General features: G+C 68.5%; 14 protein-coding genes. 8 read left to right on the plus strand and 6 right to left on the minus strand.

Annotated elements, in window-relative coordinates:
• The first annotated feature begins 128 nt into the window (after positions 1–128).
• The 6 genes from OXQ95_RS17035 to OXQ95_RS17060 all read left to right on the plus strand — a co-directional run bounded on the left by OXQ95_RS17035 (position 129) and on the right by OXQ95_RS17060 (position 11,059).
• Positions 129–2,450: a TonB-dependent receptor gene (locus OXQ95_RS17035; protein ID WP_267382313.1), complete on the plus strand. Its 2,322-nt coding sequence runs from the start codon at positions 129–131 to the stop codon at positions 2,448–2,450.
• A gap of 221 nt (positions 2,451–2,671) precedes the next feature.
• A complete protein-coding gene (locus OXQ95_RS17040; RefSeq protein WP_267382315.1) occupies positions 2,672–5,872 on the plus strand; it encodes an efflux RND transporter permease subunit in 3,201 nt (1,066 codons plus the stop codon).
• Positions 5,865–7,019, plus strand: a complete 1,155-nt coding sequence (locus OXQ95_RS17045; protein WP_242097538.1) for an efflux RND transporter periplasmic adaptor subunit — start codon at positions 5,865–5,867, stop codon at positions 7,017–7,019. The genes OXQ95_RS17040 and OXQ95_RS17045 overlap by 8 nt, the downstream gene beginning before the upstream one ends.
• Positions 6,976–8,400, plus strand: a complete 1,425-nt coding sequence (locus OXQ95_RS17050) for an efflux transporter outer membrane subunit (protein ID WP_267382317.1) — start codon at positions 6,976–6,978, stop codon at positions 8,398–8,400. Before OXQ95_RS17045 ends, OXQ95_RS17050 begins: the two co-directional genes overlap by 44 nt.
• Positions 8,397–9,005, plus strand: a complete 609-nt coding sequence (locus tag OXQ95_RS17055; RefSeq protein ID WP_267382319.1) for a hypothetical protein — start codon at positions 8,397–8,399, stop codon at positions 9,003–9,005. Before OXQ95_RS17050 ends, OXQ95_RS17055 begins: the two co-directional genes overlap by 4 nt.
• Before the next feature lie 122 nt (positions 9,006–9,127).
• Positions 9,128–11,059 (plus strand): CocE/NonD family hydrolase, encoded by a 1,932-nt coding sequence (locus OXQ95_RS17060; protein ID WP_267382321.1) that lies wholly within the window; start codon positions 9,128–9,130, stop codon positions 11,057–11,059.
• Positions 11,060–11,202: 143 nt separating this feature from the next.
• Here the strand turns inward: OXQ95_RS17060 and OXQ95_RS17065 are convergent, their stop codons facing one another.
• Genes OXQ95_RS17065 through OXQ95_RS17090 form a run of 6 tightly spaced genes read right to left on the minus strand, consistent with a single transcriptional unit; the run spans position 11,203 to position 17,071 of the window.
• The gene (locus tag OXQ95_RS17065; RefSeq protein ID WP_267382323.1) at positions 11,203–12,828 is read right to left on the minus strand and encodes a hypothetical protein; all 1,626 of its coding nucleotides are present in this window, start codon (positions 12,826–12,828) and stop codon (positions 11,203–11,205) included.
• A complete protein-coding gene (locus OXQ95_RS17070) occupies positions 12,828–13,817 on the minus strand; it encodes a Gfo/Idh/MocA family oxidoreductase (protein WP_267382325.1) in 990 nt (329 codons plus the stop codon). The genes OXQ95_RS17065 and OXQ95_RS17070 overlap by 1 nt, the downstream gene beginning before the upstream one ends.
• The gene (locus tag OXQ95_RS17075) at positions 13,814–14,770 is read right to left on the minus strand and encodes a zinc-binding dehydrogenase (RefSeq protein WP_267382327.1); all 957 of its coding nucleotides are present in this window, start codon (positions 14,768–14,770) and stop codon (positions 13,814–13,816) included. The genes OXQ95_RS17070 and OXQ95_RS17075 overlap by 4 nt, the downstream gene beginning before the upstream one ends.
• Positions 14,770–15,696 (minus strand): glycosyl hydrolase, encoded by a 927-nt coding sequence (locus OXQ95_RS17080; protein WP_267382329.1) that lies wholly within the window; start codon positions 15,694–15,696, stop codon positions 14,770–14,772. Before OXQ95_RS17080 ends, OXQ95_RS17075 begins: the two co-directional genes overlap by 1 nt.
• The gene (locus OXQ95_RS17085; protein ID WP_242097530.1) at positions 15,693–16,475 is read right to left on the minus strand and encodes a TIGR04290 family methyltransferase; all 783 of its coding nucleotides are present in this window, start codon (positions 16,473–16,475) and stop codon (positions 15,693–15,695) included. The genes OXQ95_RS17080 and OXQ95_RS17085 overlap by 4 nt, the downstream gene beginning before the upstream one ends.
• Positions 16,472–17,071, minus strand: coding sequence for a histidine phosphatase family protein (locus OXQ95_RS17090; RefSeq protein ID WP_267382331.1), 600 nt, complete (start codon positions 17,069–17,071; stop codon positions 16,472–16,474). The genes OXQ95_RS17085 and OXQ95_RS17090 overlap by 4 nt, the downstream gene beginning before the upstream one ends.
• Before the next feature lie 211 nt (positions 17,072–17,282).
• Here OXQ95_RS17090 and OXQ95_RS17095 point away from each other — a divergent pair, with 211 nt between their 5' ends.
• The gene (locus OXQ95_RS17095; RefSeq protein ID WP_267382333.1) at positions 17,283–18,398 is read left to right on the plus strand and encodes an SDR family NAD(P)-dependent oxidoreductase; all 1,116 of its coding nucleotides are present in this window, start codon (positions 17,283–17,285) and stop codon (positions 18,396–18,398) included.
• Positions 18,395–19,465 (plus strand): SDR family NAD(P)-dependent oxidoreductase, encoded by a 1,071-nt coding sequence (locus OXQ95_RS17100; protein ID WP_267382335.1) that lies wholly within the window; start codon positions 18,395–18,397, stop codon positions 19,463–19,465. Before OXQ95_RS17095 ends, OXQ95_RS17100 begins: the two co-directional genes overlap by 4 nt.
• Positions 19,466–19,487 lie beyond the last annotated feature (22 nt).

Below are 19,487 nucleotides of genomic sequence, written 5' to 3' on the forward strand. Positions count from 1 at the left end.
TGGTAACGACCTTGTCACAAAACCGCCACGCCGTCGCTCTAGAGGCCGCCCGAGGGCAGGCGCGGGACGATCAGGGATCGACCGGGCACCGCCGATCCGGGGATCGGCGGACATAAGGGGACAGAGACATGCGTGCGTTCGGAACGATGCTGTGGTGTGGCGTGGCCGCAGGGGCACTGGTGGGGATCGCACCCGCCTATGCGCAGGATGCGCCGGCCGGTGCGCCCATGGCGGCCAGCGGGCAGGGCGACCAGCCGGCCGACGGCGTCGCCGACGTGGTGGTCACCGCAGAACGGCGTTCCGAAAATCTGCAGCGCGTGCCGGTGTCGGTGGGCGTGGTGAGCGGGGCGGACCTGCGCGCGTTCCAGGCCAGCGGCGACGACACGCTGCTGTCGCTGTCGGGCCGCGTGCCGAGCCTTTACGCCGAGACGACGACCGGCCGCATCTTTCCGCGCTTCTACATTCGCGGGCTCGGCAATATCGATTTCTATCTCGGCGCCTCGCAGCCGGTGACGATCATCCAGGACGATGTCGTCCTCGAACATGTCGTGCTGAAATCCAATCCGGTGTTCGACGTGGGCCAGGTCGAGGTGCTGCGCGGGCCACAGGGATCGCTGTTCGGCCGCAACACCACCGCGGGCATCATCAAGTTCGACACGCTGCGCCCGACGCAGGATTTCGAGGGCCGCGCCTCGGCCTCCTATGGCAGCTTCAACACGGTGACGTTCGACGGCGGCATCGGCGGCCCGATCGTGGCGGACAAGATCGCGTTCCGCCTGTCCGGCCTCTACCAGCACCGCGACAATTACGTCGACAACGTCTATTCGGGCCCGAGTGCGGACAGCACCCCGGTGCCGCGCAAGGACGCGATGGGCGGCTTCAACGACCGCGATATCCGTCTGCAATTGCTGCTGACGCCCACCGACAGCCTGTCGATCCTCGGCTCGGGCCATGCGCGCGACTATAACGGCACCTCGACGCTGTTCCTGCGCGGCGCGCTGACCAAGGGCAGCAACCAGTCCAGTGCCTCGCGCACCCAGGTCGCGTTCGACGAGGGTGACGACAATCCTCAGGCCTATCACACCTATGGCGGCTCGGTGAAAGTCGCCTATGATTTCGGTGGGCCGACGCTCACCTCGATCACCGCCTATGAAACGACGCACGGCTATAGCCGCGGCGACACCGATGGCGGCGCGGCGGCCAACTTCCCGGTCAACGGCGTGGCGAACGGCTATGGTCAGAGCCAGGGCCAGATCCGCTATCTCGACCAGTGGACCGAAGAACTGCGGCTGGCGAGCGCGTCCGATCGGCCCTTCACCTGGCAGGTCGGCGGCATCTATTTCAGCAACGTCGATCTGACCGAATTCGACCAGCGCGCCTATTTCCTGACGACCGCGGCGCGCAATCCTAACAACTATGTGCTGCTGCGCGACGTGAACACCTCCTGGGCGTTCTTCGGCCAAGCCAGCTACAAGATCCTGCCCGATCTCACGCTGACGGTCGGCGGCCGCGAGACCAAGGATACCAAGCGCACCGCGCTGCTCCAGACGGCGAACACGGTCGCGGGCGTCTCCACCTATACGGGGCGCCGCTACGTCCGCCTGTCCGACACGCAGCCGAGTTGGGATGCGAGCCTGCTCTATCAGGCAACGCCGGATCTCAGCCTGTATCTACGCGCCGCGCGCGGGTTCCGCGGCCCCACCATCCAGGGCCGCTCGGCGGTGTTCAATTCCGATTTCACGACGGCGAATTCGGAAACGAACACCTCGTTCGAAGGCGGTTTCAAGAGCGTGATGTTCGACGGCAAGCTGCGCCTCAACGCCACCGCCTTCGCCTATACGGTGCGCAACATCCAGTTGAACGGCAATGACGTGAACGGCAACGGCGTGCTGTTCAACGCCGATCACGCCAACGGCTATGGCGTGGAAGGCGATGCCGAACTGCGCCCGATGCGCAACCTGACGCTGACGCTCGGCTATAGCGCGCTCAGCACGGAAATCCGCGACAAGAACGTCTATGCACAGGTGTGTGCGCTCAACGGGCAAGTGGTGTGCACCGTGCTCCAGCCCACGATCAAGGTGGGCGCGAACACCTTCGCGCAGATCAACAACAGCCCGCTGCCGAACGCCCCCACCTATAACTTCAACGCGACGGCGCGTTACGACATTCCCGTGACCGCGAACGGCAAGCTGTTCCTCGCGACCGACTGGAACCTGCAGGGCTATACCCAGTTCGTCCTCTACCGTTCGGCCGAATTTTCCTCGAACGGCAATTTCGAGGGTGGCGCGCGGATTGGCTACAGCATCGACAATGGCCGCTACGAGATCGCGGCCTTCGCGCGCAACGTCACCAACGCGCGCAACCTGAAGGGCGTGATCGAGAATTATCTGGCCGCCGTGTACAACGACCCGCGCGTAATCGGCGTCTCGCTCGCCGGCCGCTTTCGCTGAACCGAAGGGGGTTCCGGCCGGCCGGAACCCCCAACATGACAGGTCGATGAAATAGGGCAGCCTTGATGTCGATTTTGGCTTTCGCAATGCAGCATTTGCGGTAGAAACGGAGCGTTCATCGATTCAGGTCTCGTCTTGATAATCCCAGAACCACTTTCCGGTCTCACGCTGCACTGCGCCATCGTACGGCGCTGCGCCGGCGGCGCATCGGGTGTCGCGCGATGATCGGCATCGTCCGGGTCGCGCTGTCGCGGCCGCTCACCTTCATCGTCATGGCGATCCTGATCGCGATCGGCGGGGTGTTGGCGGCGATCCGCACGCCCGTCGATATTTTTCCCGACATCCGCGTGCCCGTGATCGCGGTCGCGTGGCAATATAGCGGCCTGGCGCCGGCGGACATGGCCGGCCGGATCATGACGCCGTTCGAGCGGACGCTGACGACGACGGTCAACGATATCGATCACGTCGAGAGCCAGTCGATGCCCGGCATCGGTGTGGTGAAGATCTATTTCCAGCCCAAGGCCGACATCCGCACCGCGACCGCGCAGGTGACGAGCGTGTCACAGACGATCCTGAAGCAATTGCCACCCGGCATCACGCCGCCGCTGATCCTGAACTACAGCGCGGCGACGGTGCCGATCGTCCAGCTCGCTTTGTCGGGCAAGGGGCTGAGCGAAGGCAAGCTGTTCGATCTGGCGCAGAACCAGATCCGCCCGGGCCTCGTAACCGTGCCCGGCGCCGCGATCCCCTATCCCTCGGGCGGACGCCAGCGCCAGGTGCAGATCGACCTCGATCCGCAGGCGCTCCAGTCCAAGGGCCTGTCCGCGCAGGACGTGGGCAACGCGATCGCCGCGCAGAACCAGATCAACCCCGCCGGCTTCGCCAAGATCGGCGGCTTCCAGTATAATGTCCGTCTCAACAACGCGCCCAACTCGATCGACGAGTTGAACGACCTGCCGGTGAAGGTGGTGAACGGCGCGACGATCTATATGCGCGACGTGGCGCATGTGCGCGACGGATCCGCGCCGCAGACCAACGTCGTCCATGTCGACGGATCGCGTTCGGTGCTGATGACGATCCTGAAGAACGGCTCGACCTCGACGCTGGCGATCGTCCAGGGGATCAAGGACGCGCTGCCCAAGATCCAGGAGACGCTGCCCTCCACGCTCAAGATCGTGCCGATCGGCGATCAGTCGCTCTTCGTGAAGGCTGCCGTTTCGGGCGTGGTGAAGGAAGGCGCGATCGCCGCGGCGCTGACCAGCCTGATGATCCTGCTGTTCCTGGGATCGTGGCGCTCCACCGTCATCATCGCCATCTCGATCCCGCTCGCCATTCTGGCGGCGATCATCGCGCTGTCCGCCACCGGGCAGACGCTCAACATCATGACGCTGGGCGGTCTCAGCCTCGCGGTCGGCATTCTCGTCGACGATGCGACCGTCACGATCGAGAACATCAACTGGCATCTCGAGCAGGGCAAAGGCGTGACGGAGGCGATCCTCGACGGCGCGGCGCAGATCGTGACGCCGGCCTTCGTCTCGCTGCTGTGCATCTGCATCGTGTTCGTGCCGATGTTCTTCCTGCCCGGCGTCGCGGGGTTCCTGTTCGTGCCGCTGGCCCTCGCCGTCGTCTTCGCGATGATCGCCAGCTTCGTCCTGTCGCGCACGCTGGTGCCCACGATGGCGATGTACCTGCTGCGCCCGCATGGCGACGGCAGCGATCACGACCAGCACGCGGCGGGTACGCCGGGGTCGCGCAACCCGCTGGTGCGGTTCCAGCGCGGGTTCGAGGATCGCTTCGAACGGCTGCGTCGCGGCTATGGCGGGTTGCTCGAGCGCGCGCTGGGCACGGGCAAGCCGTTCGTCTTCGGCTTCCTCGCCGTGGTGCTGCTGTCGTTCCTGCTGGTGCCGTTCCTCGGGCGGAATTTCTTCCCGGCGGTCGATGCGGGGCAGATCACGATGCACGTCCGCGCGCCGATCGGGTCGCGGATCGAGGGTACGTCGGCCGAGTTCGACCGGATCGCGCAACGCGTGCGCCAGATCATTCCGGCGAACGAACTCGTCTCGCTGGTCGACAATATCGGGCTGCCGGTCAGCTCGCTCAACACCGCCTACAACAACTCCGGCACGATCGGCCCGCAGGACGGCGACATCCTGATCCAGCTCGCCGAGGGTCATGCGCCCACTGCGGATTATGTCCGCCGAATGCGCGAGACGTTGCCGGGTGCGTTCCCGGGCAGCACCTTTTCGTTCCTGCCCGCCGACATCACCAGCCAAATCCTGAACTTCGGTGCGCCGGCGCCGATCGACGTCCAGGTGTCGGGCAAGGATCAGGCGGCCAATTATGCCTATGCGCGGGCCATCATGCGCCGCATGGCGGCGATCCCCGGCGTGGCCGATGCGCGCATCCAGCAATCGGCGCGCTATCCCGAACTGCGCGTCGCGGTCGATCGCAGCCGGATGAGCCAATTGGGCCTGACCGAGCGCGACGTGACGTCGAGCGTCGCCTCGTCGCTGGCCGGCACCGGCCAGACCGCACCGGTCTATTATCTCAACCCGCAGAACGGCGTGTCCTATTCGGTCGTCGCGCAGACGCCCGAATATCGCGAAGGCTCGATCAGCGACCTGTCGAACATTCCCATCACCGGCACGGGCCCCGGGCCCGCGCAGGTGCTGGGCGGCATCGGCGGGATCACGCGTGCCACGTCGGACGCGGTCGTCTCGCACTATAACATCGCGCCCGAGGTCGATATCTTCGCGACGCCCAACGGGCGGGATCTGGGCGCCGTGGCGGGCGACATCCAGCATGCGATCGACAGCATGAAGGCGCAGGCGCCCAAGGGCGTGACGGTGACGCTGCGCGGCCAATATGCGACGATGACGACCGCCTTCTCGGGGCTGTTCTTCGGCCTGATCGCGGCGATCATGCTGATCTATCTGCTGATCGTGGTGAACTTCCAGAACTGGCTCGATCCGTTCGTCATCATCACCGCGCTGCCGGGTGCGGTCGCCGGCATCGTGTGGATGCTGTTCCTGACCGGCACGACGCTGTCCGTCCCCGCGCTCACCGGCGCGATCATGTGCATGGGCGTCGCGACCGCCAACTCGATCCTCGTCGTCAGCTTCGCGCGCGAGCGGCTCGCCGAACTGGGGAACGCGACCCAGGCGGCGATGGAGGCTGGGATGACGCGTTTCCGCCCCGTGCTGATGACCGCGCTCGCCATGATCATCGGCATGCTGCCGATGGCGCTGGGGCTCGGCGAAGGCGGCGAGCAGAACGCGCCGCTCGGCCGTGCCGTGATCGGCGGGCTGATCGTCGCGACCATCGCCACGCTGATGTTCGTGCCGGTGATCTTCAGCCTCGTCCACCGTCGCCGCGACCGCACCCGGCTCGCCGAACCGAATCTGGAGCCCGTCCATGTCTGAGCCCCGCCGCGGCTCCCTCAAGACCGTCGGCATCGTTGCCGCCATCGTAGCGCTGGCGCTCGTCGCCTGGGGCATCGTCAGCCGCAGCCGGTCCGACCGCCAGCTCGCGACCTGGACGAGCGCGCAGGACACGCCCGTGGTCAGCGTCATCCACCCCGCCGCGGAAGGCAGCGCCGATGCGCTGACGCTGCCGGGCAACGTCCAGGCGTTCAACAGCGCGGCGATCTTCGCGCGGACCACCGGCTATGTCCGGCGCTGGCTGGTGGATATCGGCGATCACGTCCGCAGCGGCCAGACGCTCGCGATCCTCGATGCGCCCGAGGTCGATCAGCAGGTGCTCGCCGCGCGCGCCGATCTGGCCACCGCCGCCGCCAACCGCAGCCTCGCTGCCTCGACCGCCACGCGCTGGAAGGATCTGCTGGCGAAGGACGCGGTGTCGAAGCAGGAGACGGACGAGAAGATCGGCGATCTCGCGGCGAAATCCGCGATCGCCAGCGCCGCGCAGGCGAACGTCCGCCGGCTCGGTGCGCTTCAGGGCTTCACCCGGATCGACGCGCCGTTCGACGGCACCGTCACCAGCCGTTCGGCGCAGATCGGCGCGCTGGTTACCGCGGGCAATGCGGCCGCGGCGCCGCTCTTCACGGTCGCCGATTTCAGCCGGGTGCGCGTCTATGTCCGCGTGCCGCAGGCCTATTCGGGCGACGTTCATCCCGGGATCCATGCGGTGCTGACGGTGCCCGAATATCCGGGCCGCGACTTCGACGTGACGCTGACCCGCACCGCCGGCGCGGTCGATCCAGCATCGGGCACGGTGCTGGTGGAATTGCAGGCCGCGAACGGCGATCGCGCCTTGAAGCCCGGCGCCTATGCGCAGGTGAAGTTCCCGGTCGGCGCCGGCGGCGGATCGGGCGTGCGCCTGCCGTCCAGCGCGCTGGTGATCGGCGCCAAGGGCACGCAGGTCGCGGTGGTGGGGCCGAACGGCCGCGCGTTGCTCAAGACGATCACGATCGGCCGCGACGATGGCGACAGCGTCGAGATCAGCGCCGGGCTGACCGCGGCGGACCGGGTGATCGACAATCCGCCCGATTCGCTTCAGACCGGCGATGCGGTGCGGATCGCGGCGGGCGGGGCGAAGCGTGCGCGCTAGGGCCGGGCTGGGGCTCGCGATTTCCGCCTTGCTCGCGGGGTGCTCGCTCGCGCCGGCCTATGACGTGCCGCCGAGCCAAGCCGCACCCGTGTACAAGGAAGGCGGTCCGTGGCAGTCCGCGGCCGCCACGATCGTGCCACCGGGCCGCTGGTGGGAGGCGTTCGGCGATCCGGTGCTGAGCGGGCTGGAAGACCGGATCGAGCGCGACAATCCCTCGCTCGCCGCGGCGGTGGCGCGCTATGACGAGGCGCGCGGCGCGCTGGGCGTAGCGCGCGCGGCGCGGGTGCCGAGCGTCGATCTGGGCGCCGCCGCGGAGCGCGCACGCGTTTCCGCCGAACGGCCGCTCGGCGCCACCGGCGCGCAGACCTATAACGATATCCGCGTCGGCCCGTCGCTCAGCTACGAACTCGATCTGTTCGGCCGCGTCCGCAATTCGGTGCGCGCCAGTACCGCCGATGCGCAGGCGAGCGCGGCCGATGTCGCCGGCGTGCGGCTGGGGCTACAGGCGAGCGTCGCGGACGATTATTTCCAGATGCGCGGGCTCGATGCGCGGATCGTGCTGCTGCGCCAGACGGTCGCCGCGTTCCAGCGCGCGTCCGACCTGACCGACACGCGGCATGCGGGCGGCATCGCTTCCGGGATCGACGTCAGCCGCTCCGCCAGCCTGTTGCAGAGCGCGCGGGCGGAGTTGTCGGCCGTGTCGGGCGACCGGGCGGCGTTCGAACATGCGATCGCGGTGCTGATCGGGCAAAGCCCCTCGAGCTTCGCCATTCCCGTCGTCGATGGGCAGGCGCCGCCGCCCGCCATTCCCGTGGGCGTCCCGTCGACGCTGCTGGAGCGCCGGCCCGACATCGCCGCGGCGGAGCGGCGTATCGCCGCCGCCAATGCGCGGATCGGCGTGGCGCGCGCGGCCCTCTATCCCGCGCTCACGCTCGGCGTAGGCGGCGGGTTCGAGACGGCCGGCTCCGCGGTGATCGGCGCCTCCACCGGCTTCTGGGCACTGGGCCCGCTGACCGCGGCGCTGTCGATCTTCGACGGCGGCGCTCGGCGGTCACGCGTCAGGATCAGCCGCGGGCAATATGACGAGGCCGCGGCCAATTACCGCAGCACCGTGCTGACCGCCTTCCGCGAGGTGGAGGACGATCTGGCGCGCACCCGCGCCGCGACCGAGCAGGAGGGCGAGCAACAGGCCGCCACCCGCGCCGCCGAGCGCACGCGCGATCTCGCGCTGATCCGCTACCGCGATGGCGCGTCGGATTATCTCGACGTGGTGACCGCGCAGACCGCCGCACTGGATGCGGAGCGCGCGTTGCTGCAGATCCGCACCAACCGGCTGCGGCTTGCGGTGGATACCGCGCGCGCGATCGGCGGCGGGGCGTGAGACGGGCGATGGCGGCGGCGGCGATGCTGCTGAGCGCGGCGCCGGCCGCGGCGCGCGAGCCGCTGTTCATCAGCCCCATGGGCGAGCCGTTCCGCGCGGCGCATGGCCCGGAGCGGATCTGGTTCGACGGCGCGGATGCCGATCATGACGGCCGTATCACGCGCGCCGAGTTCGCGGCGGATGCGCTGCGCTTCTTCGCGGTGCTCGATGCGAACCATGACGGCGAGATCGATCCGGCCGAGATCGACCGTTACGAGACCGTCATCGCCCCCGAGATCCGCGTGGGCGAACGCCGCGAGAGCGAGAGCGAGGGCGAGGGCGAGGCGCCGATGCGGCACGAGCGCGGCGGAGGCGGCAGCGGGCAGGGCATGCATTTCGGCAATGGCGGCAGCCCCAAGCCCAAGGTGAAAGTTAGCGAAGGTGCCGCGCGCTACGGGTATCTCGACCTGCCCGAGCCGGCGGCGGCGGCCGACAGCAACGGCAATAGGGGGATCGATCGTGCCGAGTTCGTCCATGCCGCTGAGCAGCGTTTTGGGGTGCTGGATCGCAACGGTGACGGCGCGATCATGCGTGGCGAACTGCCCCGGCTTTCCGCCGCGCGGTAGCCGCGGCGGCTTGCCATGTCGGATCGGTTGCCACCGCCATTCCAGCGGCTTACTCCCTGAACATCATGCCCGGCCGGAGGTTCGTGCGACCGTCCGGCGGTGCCGACCCCGAAAGGATATCGATGCGGCTCGCTCTGTCTCTGCTTCTCGCCTCCACGTTGCTCGCTTCGGGCGCACAGGCGCAGACCGCGGCCAAGGACGCGTCCGTCCGCACCGAGGCCGCCGCGGGCGATATCCCGGCGAAGTTCACGCCGCCCGTCGTCGCCGATTTCGACAAGCGCGAGGTGATGATCCCGATGCGCGATGGGGTGCGGCTTCACACCGTCATCATCGTGCCGACGGGCGCCGCGCACGCGCCGATCCTGCTGACGCGGACGCCCTACAACGCCTCGGGCCGGGTCGCGCGCACCGACAGCCCGCAGATGGTCAACGCGCTCGCCGAGGGCGACGAGCTGTTCGTGAAGGCTGGCTATATCCGCGTGTTCCAGGATATTCGCGGCAAATACGGGTCGGAGGGCGATTACGTCGTCACGCGCCCGGTGATCGGCCCGCTCAACCCGACCAAGGTCGATCACGTCACCGACGCCTATGACACGATCGAATGGCTGGTGAAGCACCAGAACCTGCCCGAATCGAACGGCCGCGTCGGGATGCTCGGATCGAGCTACGAGGGCTTCACCGTGGTGATGGCGCTGCTCGCGCCGCACCCGGCGCTGAAGGTCGCCGCGCCCGAAAGCCCGATGGTCGACGGGTGGATGGGCGACGACTGGTTCCATTACGGCGCGTTCCGGCTGACCAATATCGGCTGGCTCGGCAGCCAGACCGGCTACAAGGGCGCGGGCAAGGCGCCGCCGTCGGGCGGCTATGACGATTACGAGAATTTCCGGAACATCTCGGCGGGGGACTGGGCGAAGAAATCGGGATATGACCAACTGCCCTTCTGGAACCGGATGTCGCAGCATCCCGCCTATGACGCCTTCTGGCAGGGGCAGGCGCTCGACACGCTGCTCGCCGCAAACCCGTCCAACGTGCCGACGCTGTGGGAACAGGGGCTGTGGGACCAGGAGGACATGTGGGGCGCGATCCATAGCTGGGAGGCGCTGAAAAAGGCCGGGCACCTGGGCAACAACCATCTGCTAATGGGGCCGTGGCGGCATAGCGGGTTCAATTACAACGGATCGTCGCTCGGGCCGCTCGAGTTCGACGGCGACACCGCGCTCCAGGCGCGGCGCGACATCCTGCTGCCCTTCTTCAACCATTATCTGAAGGACGGCGCGCCCGCCTATGATCCACCCGCCGCCACGATCTACAACACCGGCGCGAACCGCTGGGATCGTTTCGCCGCCTGGCCGAGCGTGTGCGAGGCGGGATGCGCGGGCCCGCTGACGCCGATCTATCTCGGCGCGGACAAGGCGCTGGGCTTCGCGAAGCCCGCGCGCGGCGAGGACAGCTATGTCTCCGATCCCGCCGATCCGGTGCCGCACCTGCCGCGCCCGGTGAATTTCGGCGACGGCCGCTGGCCGACCTGGCTGGTGAGCGACCAGCGCTCGGTCGACGGACGCACCGACGTGCTGAGCTATCGGACCCCCGTGCTCGCCACGCCCGTCGCGGTGTCGGGCGTGCCCTGGGCGGACATCTTCGCCAGGACGACGGGAACGGACGGCGACGTGGTCGTCAAGCTGATCGACGTCTATCCCGACGAGATCGCCAGCAACAAGGCGATGGGCGGCTATCAGCTCGCGATCAGCCTCGACATCTTCCGGGGCCGCTATCGCGACAGCTTTTCGAAGCCAAGCGCGATCCCGGCGGGCAAGGTGCAGGAGTATAAATTCCGGCTGCCCGCGGTGAACCACGTTTTCCTGCCCGGCCACCGGATCATGGTGCAGGTCCAGTCGAGCCTGTTTCCGCTCTACGACCGCAACCCGCAGACCTTCGTGCCGAACATCTTCTTCGCCAAGCCCGGCGATTACAAAAAGGCGACGGTGAGCGTCGAACATGGCGGCGCGAGCGCCAGCGCGCTGTGGCTGCCAGTGGTGCCCGCGCCGGCGGGTTAGCAGCTAGCGATGTAACCTAACCCCGTTCGCCCTGAGCCTGTCGAAGGGCCTGTGCCACACACGAAGGCTCGCCTGTGGAGCGCGTGCTTGGACAGGCTCAGCACGAACGGAGTAGAAGAATGGATCGACTCACGTCATCCGCTCTACCCCGCGACCAGCGCCGCCGCCTTGGCCGCATAGGAGTCGCTCTGCGCGGCGGCATCGGGGGCGTAGCGCCACCAGCCGCGCTGGAAGCCGAGATAGCAGGGCAGTAGACAGGCGACGAGCGCCTCGGCCTCGGGGCGATCGGGCATGACGGCGGCGATCAGTGCCGCGCGATCGAGCGACGGATATTCGGCGATCGCGCCCGCCAGGTCCCACGCGATATCCTGCGGCCCGACCAGATCATGCGCCTGCGAATGATCGATCGCGTCGGTCTTGCGCAGGCCGTCCGGCCCCGTGATCCATTCCCAGCGGTGAAGCCGCGCATCGCCGTGGACGGCGCGGACATGATGCTGGAGCGCGGCGGGGTCGACGCCGTCGAGCAGCGCGCCGATGCCGGCCACGTCCGCCAGGTTGTACCGCGCCATCGCCACCAGCGCCGTCAGCGACGCGCCGGCCGAGGCGGGAAAGGCGGCGGCGCGAAACGCCAGATAGGCGGGCAGCGCCGCGATGATCGCCGCGTCGCCGGCCGGTGCGGCGCCGTCGATCCAGCGTTCGAGCAGGAAACCGTGGCGCACCGCCAGCGGCTCGGCGGCGAAGCCGGCGGCGTGAAGCGCGCGGGCACGATCGAACTTGGCGGCGGCCTCGTCGTCCAGCCCGACGAACTTCAGCAGATAGTCGCCACGCGCGGTCGTCAGCCGATATTTGCGTGCCTCGCGGTTCGGATCGACCGGCGCGTCGCTGCCGGGCGCGCGCCAGCCACCGCCTGAGACGTCACGCAGCGGCGCGGGGGGGGCACCCGTCACGTCCGCGAACCAGCCGGAAAGACGCGGCAGCACGACATCCTCGAACCGCGCTACGGGGCGGTCGGCGCCGTCCCAGCGCGTCCGGTGCGCGGGCGAGGCCTGGGGCCCGAGCGGCCCGTCATGGCTCGGCAGGAAGCGGATATCCGTGACGCCGATGCCGGCCAGCCAATCCGCCGCGCCACCGAGCGAACTGCCCGACAGGCCCGGTCCTTCGTCCACCAGCACGAACGGCCGATCGCGCAGCGCGGTGAGCGTCGCGGCGAGCGCGGGGTCGATCGCCAGCGTGCGCGCGAACACGTCGCCCACCGGCCGCACCGTGCAGACGAACGCCGCGTCGCAGACCCTCGCGGCCAGCGCCGCGAGCCCGGTGCCGATGCTGCGCAGCCCGATCACCACCGCACCCTTGGGCAGCGCCGCTGCCGCGGCGAGGTAGAGCTCGGGATAGAGCGCGTAATAGGCATAGCCCTCGCACCGCCGGATCGTTACCCGATCGGGCAGCGCGTACGCGTCGAGCGTCGGCAGCGCGGGGCAGGGCTGGTCGGCATGGCCGCTGGACCAGGATCGCTCGATCGCCCGCGCCATCGCACGCAGCGCGTCCAGGCCGGCCGCGGCGAGCGGGCCGTGCGCGTCGGCGCCGGTGGCGGCGAAGGCGGCATCGGCGAGCCCCTGGACGACCCCCGACATCGCGACGAACAGCCGGACGAGTCGCTGGTGCCGCTCGATCCCCGCCTTTCCGCCGTGCAACGCCTGTCCGCGCGCGATGCAGGACGCCCATTCCGTGCGCGGATCGACCACGCGTTCATGGTCGCCATAGACGAGCATCAGCGCGCGGCGGCGTAGATCCGGTCGAGCACGCGCGACACCGCGACGACCGTCTCGCTGTCCGGATCGAAGCGTGGTGATTGCGCCAACCGCGTCGCCCAGGCCGCGGCGGCGCGACCGCCCCAGGCGTCGGGCGGCGTCGCCAGCGTCTCGCGCGTGGTGCCGGCGAAGCGTTCGGCGGTGAAATCGTAGAATGAGCCGCCGACGTTGCGAAGCGCCGCCCCGCCGTCGCGCCCGTAAAAGGCCGCCTCGATGACCGCATCCTGCCCGGCATGGAGCCGCCACGAACAGGCGAGCCGCACCACCGTGCCGGTCGCGAGCACGATGCTGGCAAGCGCGAAATCCTCGACCGCGTCGCCCGTAAGCGGCCGGCCATCGGCGAAGAGCTGTGCGCAGACCGGCCCGTCGGCGGCGGGGAAGCCCAGCGTCCAGAGCGCGAGATCGACGAGATGGACGCCCAGATCCATCACGCACCCGCCGCCCGATTGCGCGCGATCGTAGAACCACGGCTTGTCGGGGCCGTAGGCGTTGTGGAACGTCAGATCGACCGCATGGATCGGCCCGAGCGTGCCATCCCGCACCAGCGCAGCGATCGCTTCCATCCCCGCGGTGTGGCGGTAGGAGAAATCGACGCCCAGCAACCGGTCCGCCGCTTTGGCCGCGGCGACGACGCGCGCGGCCTCGGCGGCGTCGCGGCCGAGCGGCTTCTGGCAGAACACGGCCACGCCCGCTTCGAAGGCCGCGGTCGCCTGGTCGGCGTGGAGTGCGCTGGGGCTGGCGATCACGACGCCATCGACGCCGAGCGCGAGCATGGCGTCCAGCGACTCGACCGCCATCACGCCGGGGGCGAGCGCCTGCGCCTCGGCGACCATCGCGGGCGCGGGATCGGCGACCGCGACCGCCTCGATCGCGCCGGTGTCGAGCATCGCCTGCATGCGGTGGCGGCCGATCCAGCCGACGCCGAGGAACCCCACCCGCGGCCGGCTCATGCGAACATCACCAGCGCCTTCACGAAGCCCTCGGGCTTGTCGCGCGTGGCGTCGATCGCATCGTCGAGCCGCTCGATAGGGTAACGGTGCGAGTAGAGCGGCGCGGGGTCGAGCCGCCCGCTCGCCACCGCCGCGACCGCCTCGCGCAGCCCGCGCAAATTCACCGCCGGATCGCGTTCGTGCGCGTTCACCACGTCGATGCCCTTCCAGTTCCAGTCCTGCATGTTGACCTGGCGGGGGCCATCCTGGTGATAGCCCGCCACGATCAGCTTGCCGCCGATGCCGACCAGCGCCGAGGCGAGGTCGAGCGGCCATTGCTTGCCCACCGCCTCGATCACGCGCGCGCACAGCGCGTCGCCGGTCAGCGCCTTCACAGCGCCGATGATCGCCCAGTGATCGTCCATCGGGATCGTCTCGGCCGCGCCGTAATGCCGTGCGAGCGCGAGCGATTCGGGGCGGCGCGAGATCGCGATCACCCGTGCGCCCGCCTCGGTCGCGAGCCGCGTCAGCACCGCGCCGAGAAAGCCGATGCCGACGATCGCCACCGTCTGCCCCGCCTGGATGTCGCTGCGGCGGAAGATGTTCATCGCGCAGCCGAGCGGTTCGCCGGGAAAGGGCTGGCCGGCGAGTTCGGGCGGCAACGGCACGACCGCATCGGCATCGGCGACGTCATATTCGGCAAAGCTGTTGCCCGACAGCAGCGCGACCCGCTCGCCGACCGCGCGATCGGCGACGCCCGCGCCCACCGCGTCGATCACGCCCCAGCCTTCATGGCCGAGCCCGCCCGGCGCGCCGGGGAAGCTCGACCAGGGCTGGCCGGCATAGGGCTCGACGTTGGACGCGCACACGCCGCAGCCTTCGAGCTTCACGCGCACCTGCCCCGCGCCCGGTTCGGGCGTGGCGACATGTTCGATCGCGAGCGTGGCCGGGCCGGTGAGGATCGCCGCGCGCATCAGCCGGCCGCCTGTACGGAGAGGGCCTGGGCGGAGAGGGCGGGGGCGTAGCGGTCGATCATCCACGCGCAGAAATCGGCAAAGGCCTGCGGCTCGCGCGGCGGGCTCGTATGGTGCGGCGCGACGCCCAGATGCTCGGGCGTGAAGCAGAAGGTGACGGTCACGTCGAAATCGGTGAGCGCCTCCATCTGCCGGTCGAACCAGTCGGTGGCGTTCGGGCGGAAACTGTCGGCCCAGCTGAGGCCCGTGCGCAGCTTGCGCGTGCCGAGCCGCTTCATCCAGGCGACTGCCTCGTCCAGCCGCGGATCCTCGTAATGGAACCACTGCATCAGCCCCATCTCGCCCGCGACCTTCGCATAATCGTCGAGCGCGGGCTTGGGGGTGCCGTCCTCGCGAATCAGGCCCATGTAGAAATGCCGGTAGTAGGACGATCCCTCCGCCTCGCGGTGGCGCGTCGTCGCGCCCCAGCTTTGCGGCAGGTCGTAGAGCGAATACCAATAGACGCGCGGCACGCGGCCGAGCAGCAGCTCGGCGGTGCGCCGGATGCCGAACACCTGCACCTCCTCCGCGCCGAACGAGCCCACGCCCACCTCGGTGACCCAGACCGGCTTGTCCGTCACCGCTTCGATCTCGGCGACCTTGTCGGGCCAGGCGTGGATCGGCCAAAGATTCCAGTCGAGCGGAAAGCCGTGCACCGCGACCGCGTCGACCGCGTCCAGCGCGCCGTGCCGTTCCAGTCGCTTCACCCATTCGGGGTCGATCGGCGACATGCCGCCCAGCACGCGCGTGATCGCGGGGTTGGCGGTATGGATCGCGCGGCCGGCGCGCACCACCGTGTCGGAAAAGATTGCCCAGTCGGGGTCGATCTCGGGGTCCCAATGCGATTTGTTGTTGGGCTCGTTCCAGATCATCGCGGCTTCGATCATGCGGCATCTCCACGGGCCGGGTACACCGCGGCCGGCCCGAACTCCACATAGGGAACGGGGGCGACGCGGCAGATATAGACTTCCTCTTCGGGATGGGCCTCGATCGCGAAGCCCGCCGCGCGCAGCATCGCCTCGCTGCCCGCGCGATTCGGCGCCCACCAGTTGGTCCAGTCATGCGCATATTCGCGCTCGATGAAGTGCATCCGCGGATAGGCCGGATCGTCGAAGATCGCGGGCGGCTTGAAGCTGCCGGGGGCGTGGAAGGGGTGGTCCTCGGGCACGTCGATCACGGCGTTGCTGCCGCGCTGCATCGTCTGGAACAACAGCATGTCGCCCACGACATGCTCGCGGATCAGGTCGAGCGCGAGCAGCGGATGGCGCAAATGATAGAGCACGCCCATGAAGATCACGAGATCGAACCGCTCGCGAAGCGCCGCCACGTCATAGACCGACAGCTTGGCGAACTCGATCCCCTCGAAGCCCAAAGCCGCGCTCGCCAGCCGCGCCTGTGCCAGATAGCGATCGTCGCTGTCGATCCCGAGCACGCGCGCGGCGCCGCGCCGCTTCATCTCGACCGAATAGAAGCCGGCGTTGCAGCCGATGTCGAGCACCGTCTTGCCGCTCATGTCCGCCGGGAGCGCATCGGCGAAGCGGCGGAACTTGGAGCGAGGATAATCGCCGAGGAAATGGTCGGGCGCGGTGGCGATGCCGTCGCCCAGATCGATATTGTGGAACCACGGCGCGAGTGCCGCGACCTTCGTGGCCAAATCGGTCGTCATCGATAACCCCCTTCGTTCAGGCTCAATAGCTGGCCACTGCCGTCGCCATCCATGGCGATACGCGTCACCGATGCCGGCTCCACCGCGAGGCGCAGCAGGCGATCGAGCGACAGGCCGAGCAGATGGCACACGATCGCACGGATCATGTCGCAATGCGTGACGATCGCGGTGCAGCCTAGCGGTTCGTGCGCGGCGATCGCCGCCAGGTGGTGGACGATCCGGACCTGCGCGTCCGCCATGCGCTCGCCGCCGGGCGCCGTGCCCGTGGCGCGCGCGCCGTTCCAGTCGTCCCATACGGGATCTCCGGCCAGCGACGCGAAGCTCCGCCCGGTCCAGTCGCCGAAATCGATCTCGTCGAGCGCGTCCTCGGTCGTGACGGTCAGGCCGTGCGGCACGGCGATCGCCTGCGCCGTCGCGACCGTGCGTTCGCGAGGGCTCGATCGCACCGCCGCCAGCGGTTCGGCGCGCAGCCGTTGTGTCAGGTCGTCCGCCTGCGCGCGGCCGGCCGCGCTCAGTTCGAGCCCCGGCAACCGACCGGACAGCCGCTGCCCCACGTCATTATGGGCCGCATGGCGGATCAACAGAAACGTCGCCACGCGGGCCAGGTCCTCCCTTGGGCAACCGCGAGCCGGCGCCAGGGGCCATACACCCGACAACCCAGCTAAGTTCCTTGATGCAAATCAGTGCATGATGCTGGAATGTCTGGAACAAAGATGAACAAGATGCCGTTCGAAGGGTTCGTTCGTCGCAAACCAGAAAGCACGCCATTCGCATGATCTTGTCAACGCCCTTCGCGATCCGCGCCGCATGAGCGAAACGATCCTCATCACCGGCGGCGCCGGCTTCATCGGCCGGGCGGTGGGCAACGAACTGCTCGCGCGCGGCAACCGGGTACGGGTGCTCGACAGCCTGATCGAGCAGGTACACGGCGTGGTCGACGGCTCCAAGATGCTCGACGGCGAGATCGAGTTGATCCGCGGCGACGTGCGCGACGGCGATGCGGTGACGCGGGCACTCAAGGGCGTCGACAGCGTGGTGCATCTCGCCGCCGAGGTGGGCGTCGGCCAGTCGATGTACGAGGTGGAGCGTTACACCTCGACCAACGATGTCGGCACTGCGGTGCTGTTCGAAAAGCTGATCGACCATCCGGTGCGCCGCGTCGTCACCGCCTCGTCGATGAGTATCTATGGCGAGGGGCTCTACCGCGATGCCGATGGCGCGCTGGTCGAGGATGCGGAGCGGCACGGGCTGAGGGACGGGCTGGCCAACTGGGAGCCGGTCGACGCGCAGGATCGTCCGCTGAGCCCGGTGCCGACGCCCGAATGGAAGCGGCCCAACCTGTCGTCGATCTATGCGCTCAACAAATATGTGCAGGAGCGCACCACGCATATCATGGCCGCGCCCTATGGCATGGAGGGCGTGTGCCTGCGGCTGTTCAACGTGTATGGACCGGGGCAGGCGCTTTCCAATCCCTATACCGGCGTGCTGGCGATCTTCGCCTCGCGGCTGCTCAACGGCCAGCAGCCGATGATCTTCGAAGATGGCGAGCAGCGCCGCGATTTCGTCCACGTGTCGGATGTGGCGCGGGCGTTCGCCGATGCGCTGGTACTGCCGCAGGCGAAGGGCGGCACGTTCAACATCGGATCGGGCCGCGACCGTTCGGTGAGCGAGGTGGCCACCGAACTGGCGAAGGCCATGGGCAAGAACGACTTGACCCCGATCATCGTCGGCAAGGCGCGGGTGGGCGACATCCGGCATTGCTTCTGCGACACGCGGCTGTCCGCCGAATGGCTCGATTTCCAGGCGCGTGCCGATTTCGGCGAAGGTCTGGCCGAACTCGCCGAATGGGTGGCGCAGCAGACCGCGCACGACCGCGTCGACCAGATGCGCGCCGAGCTTGAAGCCAAAGGGCTGGTCGCTTGATCGACCCGCGGCCGATCCTCGTCACCGGCGGCGCCGGCTTCATCGGATCGAACCTCGCCGATCGCCTGGCCGGCGAGGGCTATCGGGTGCGTGTTTACGACGTGCTGGCGCGCGCCGGCGTGGACGCCAACCTCGCCTGGCTGAAGGCCCGTCACGGCGACCGGATCGAGGCGGTGATCGCCGATATCCGCGATGCGGATGCGCTGGCCCGCGCGGCATCGGACGTGCAGGCGGTGTTCCACCTCGCCGCGCAAGTGGCGGTGACGACGAGCATGGTGGATCCGCGCGCCGATTTCGAGATCAACATCCTTGGCACGCTCAACCTGCTGGAGGCGCTGCGCGCGCGCGGCGAGCGGGTGCCTTTGATCTTCGCCTCGACCAACAAGGTCTATGGCGACCTGATCGACCTCGAATTCGACACCGGCGATCACGGCTATGTCCCGCGCGATCCCGCAATCCGCGATCACGGCATCGGCGAGGCGCGGCCGCTCGATTTCCACACGCCCTATGGCGTGTCGAAGGGCGCGGCGGACCAATATGTGCTCGATTACGCGCGCAGCTTCGGCGTTCCGGCGGCGGTGCTGCGGATGAGCTGCATCTATGGTCAGCGCCAGATGGGCACCGAGGATCAGGGCTGGGTGGCGCATTTCCTGATCCGCGCGCTCGAAGGCAAGCCGATCACGCTCTATGGCGACGGGCAGCAGGTGCGCGATATCCTCGACGTGTCCAACGCGGTCGACGCCTATGTCCGGGCATGGCGGCGCATCGATGCGGTGGAGGGCCAGGCGTTCAACCTCGGTGGCGGCCCCGCCAATGCGGTGAGCCTGCGCCAGTTGCTCGGCCATATCGGTGATCTGATCGGCCGCGAGGTGGAGATCGCCACGTCCGACTGGCGCGCGGGCGACCAGCGCTATTTCGTCGCCGACACGCGCAAGGCCGAAGCCGCGTTGGGCCTCGCGCCCAAGGTGGCATGGACCGACGGCGTGGCCAACCTCGCGCGCTGGCTCGCGACCGAGCGCCAGCTCAACCTGCCGGTGGGGCAGGCCATGGAAACCTCCGCCTCGTGAAAGGTGCCGTCACCCGATTGTT

Source organism: Sphingomonas sp. GC_Shp_6, assembly GCF_026540835.1.
Classification (GTDB): Bacteria; Pseudomonadota; Alphaproteobacteria; order Sphingomonadales; family Sphingomonadaceae; genus Sphingomonas.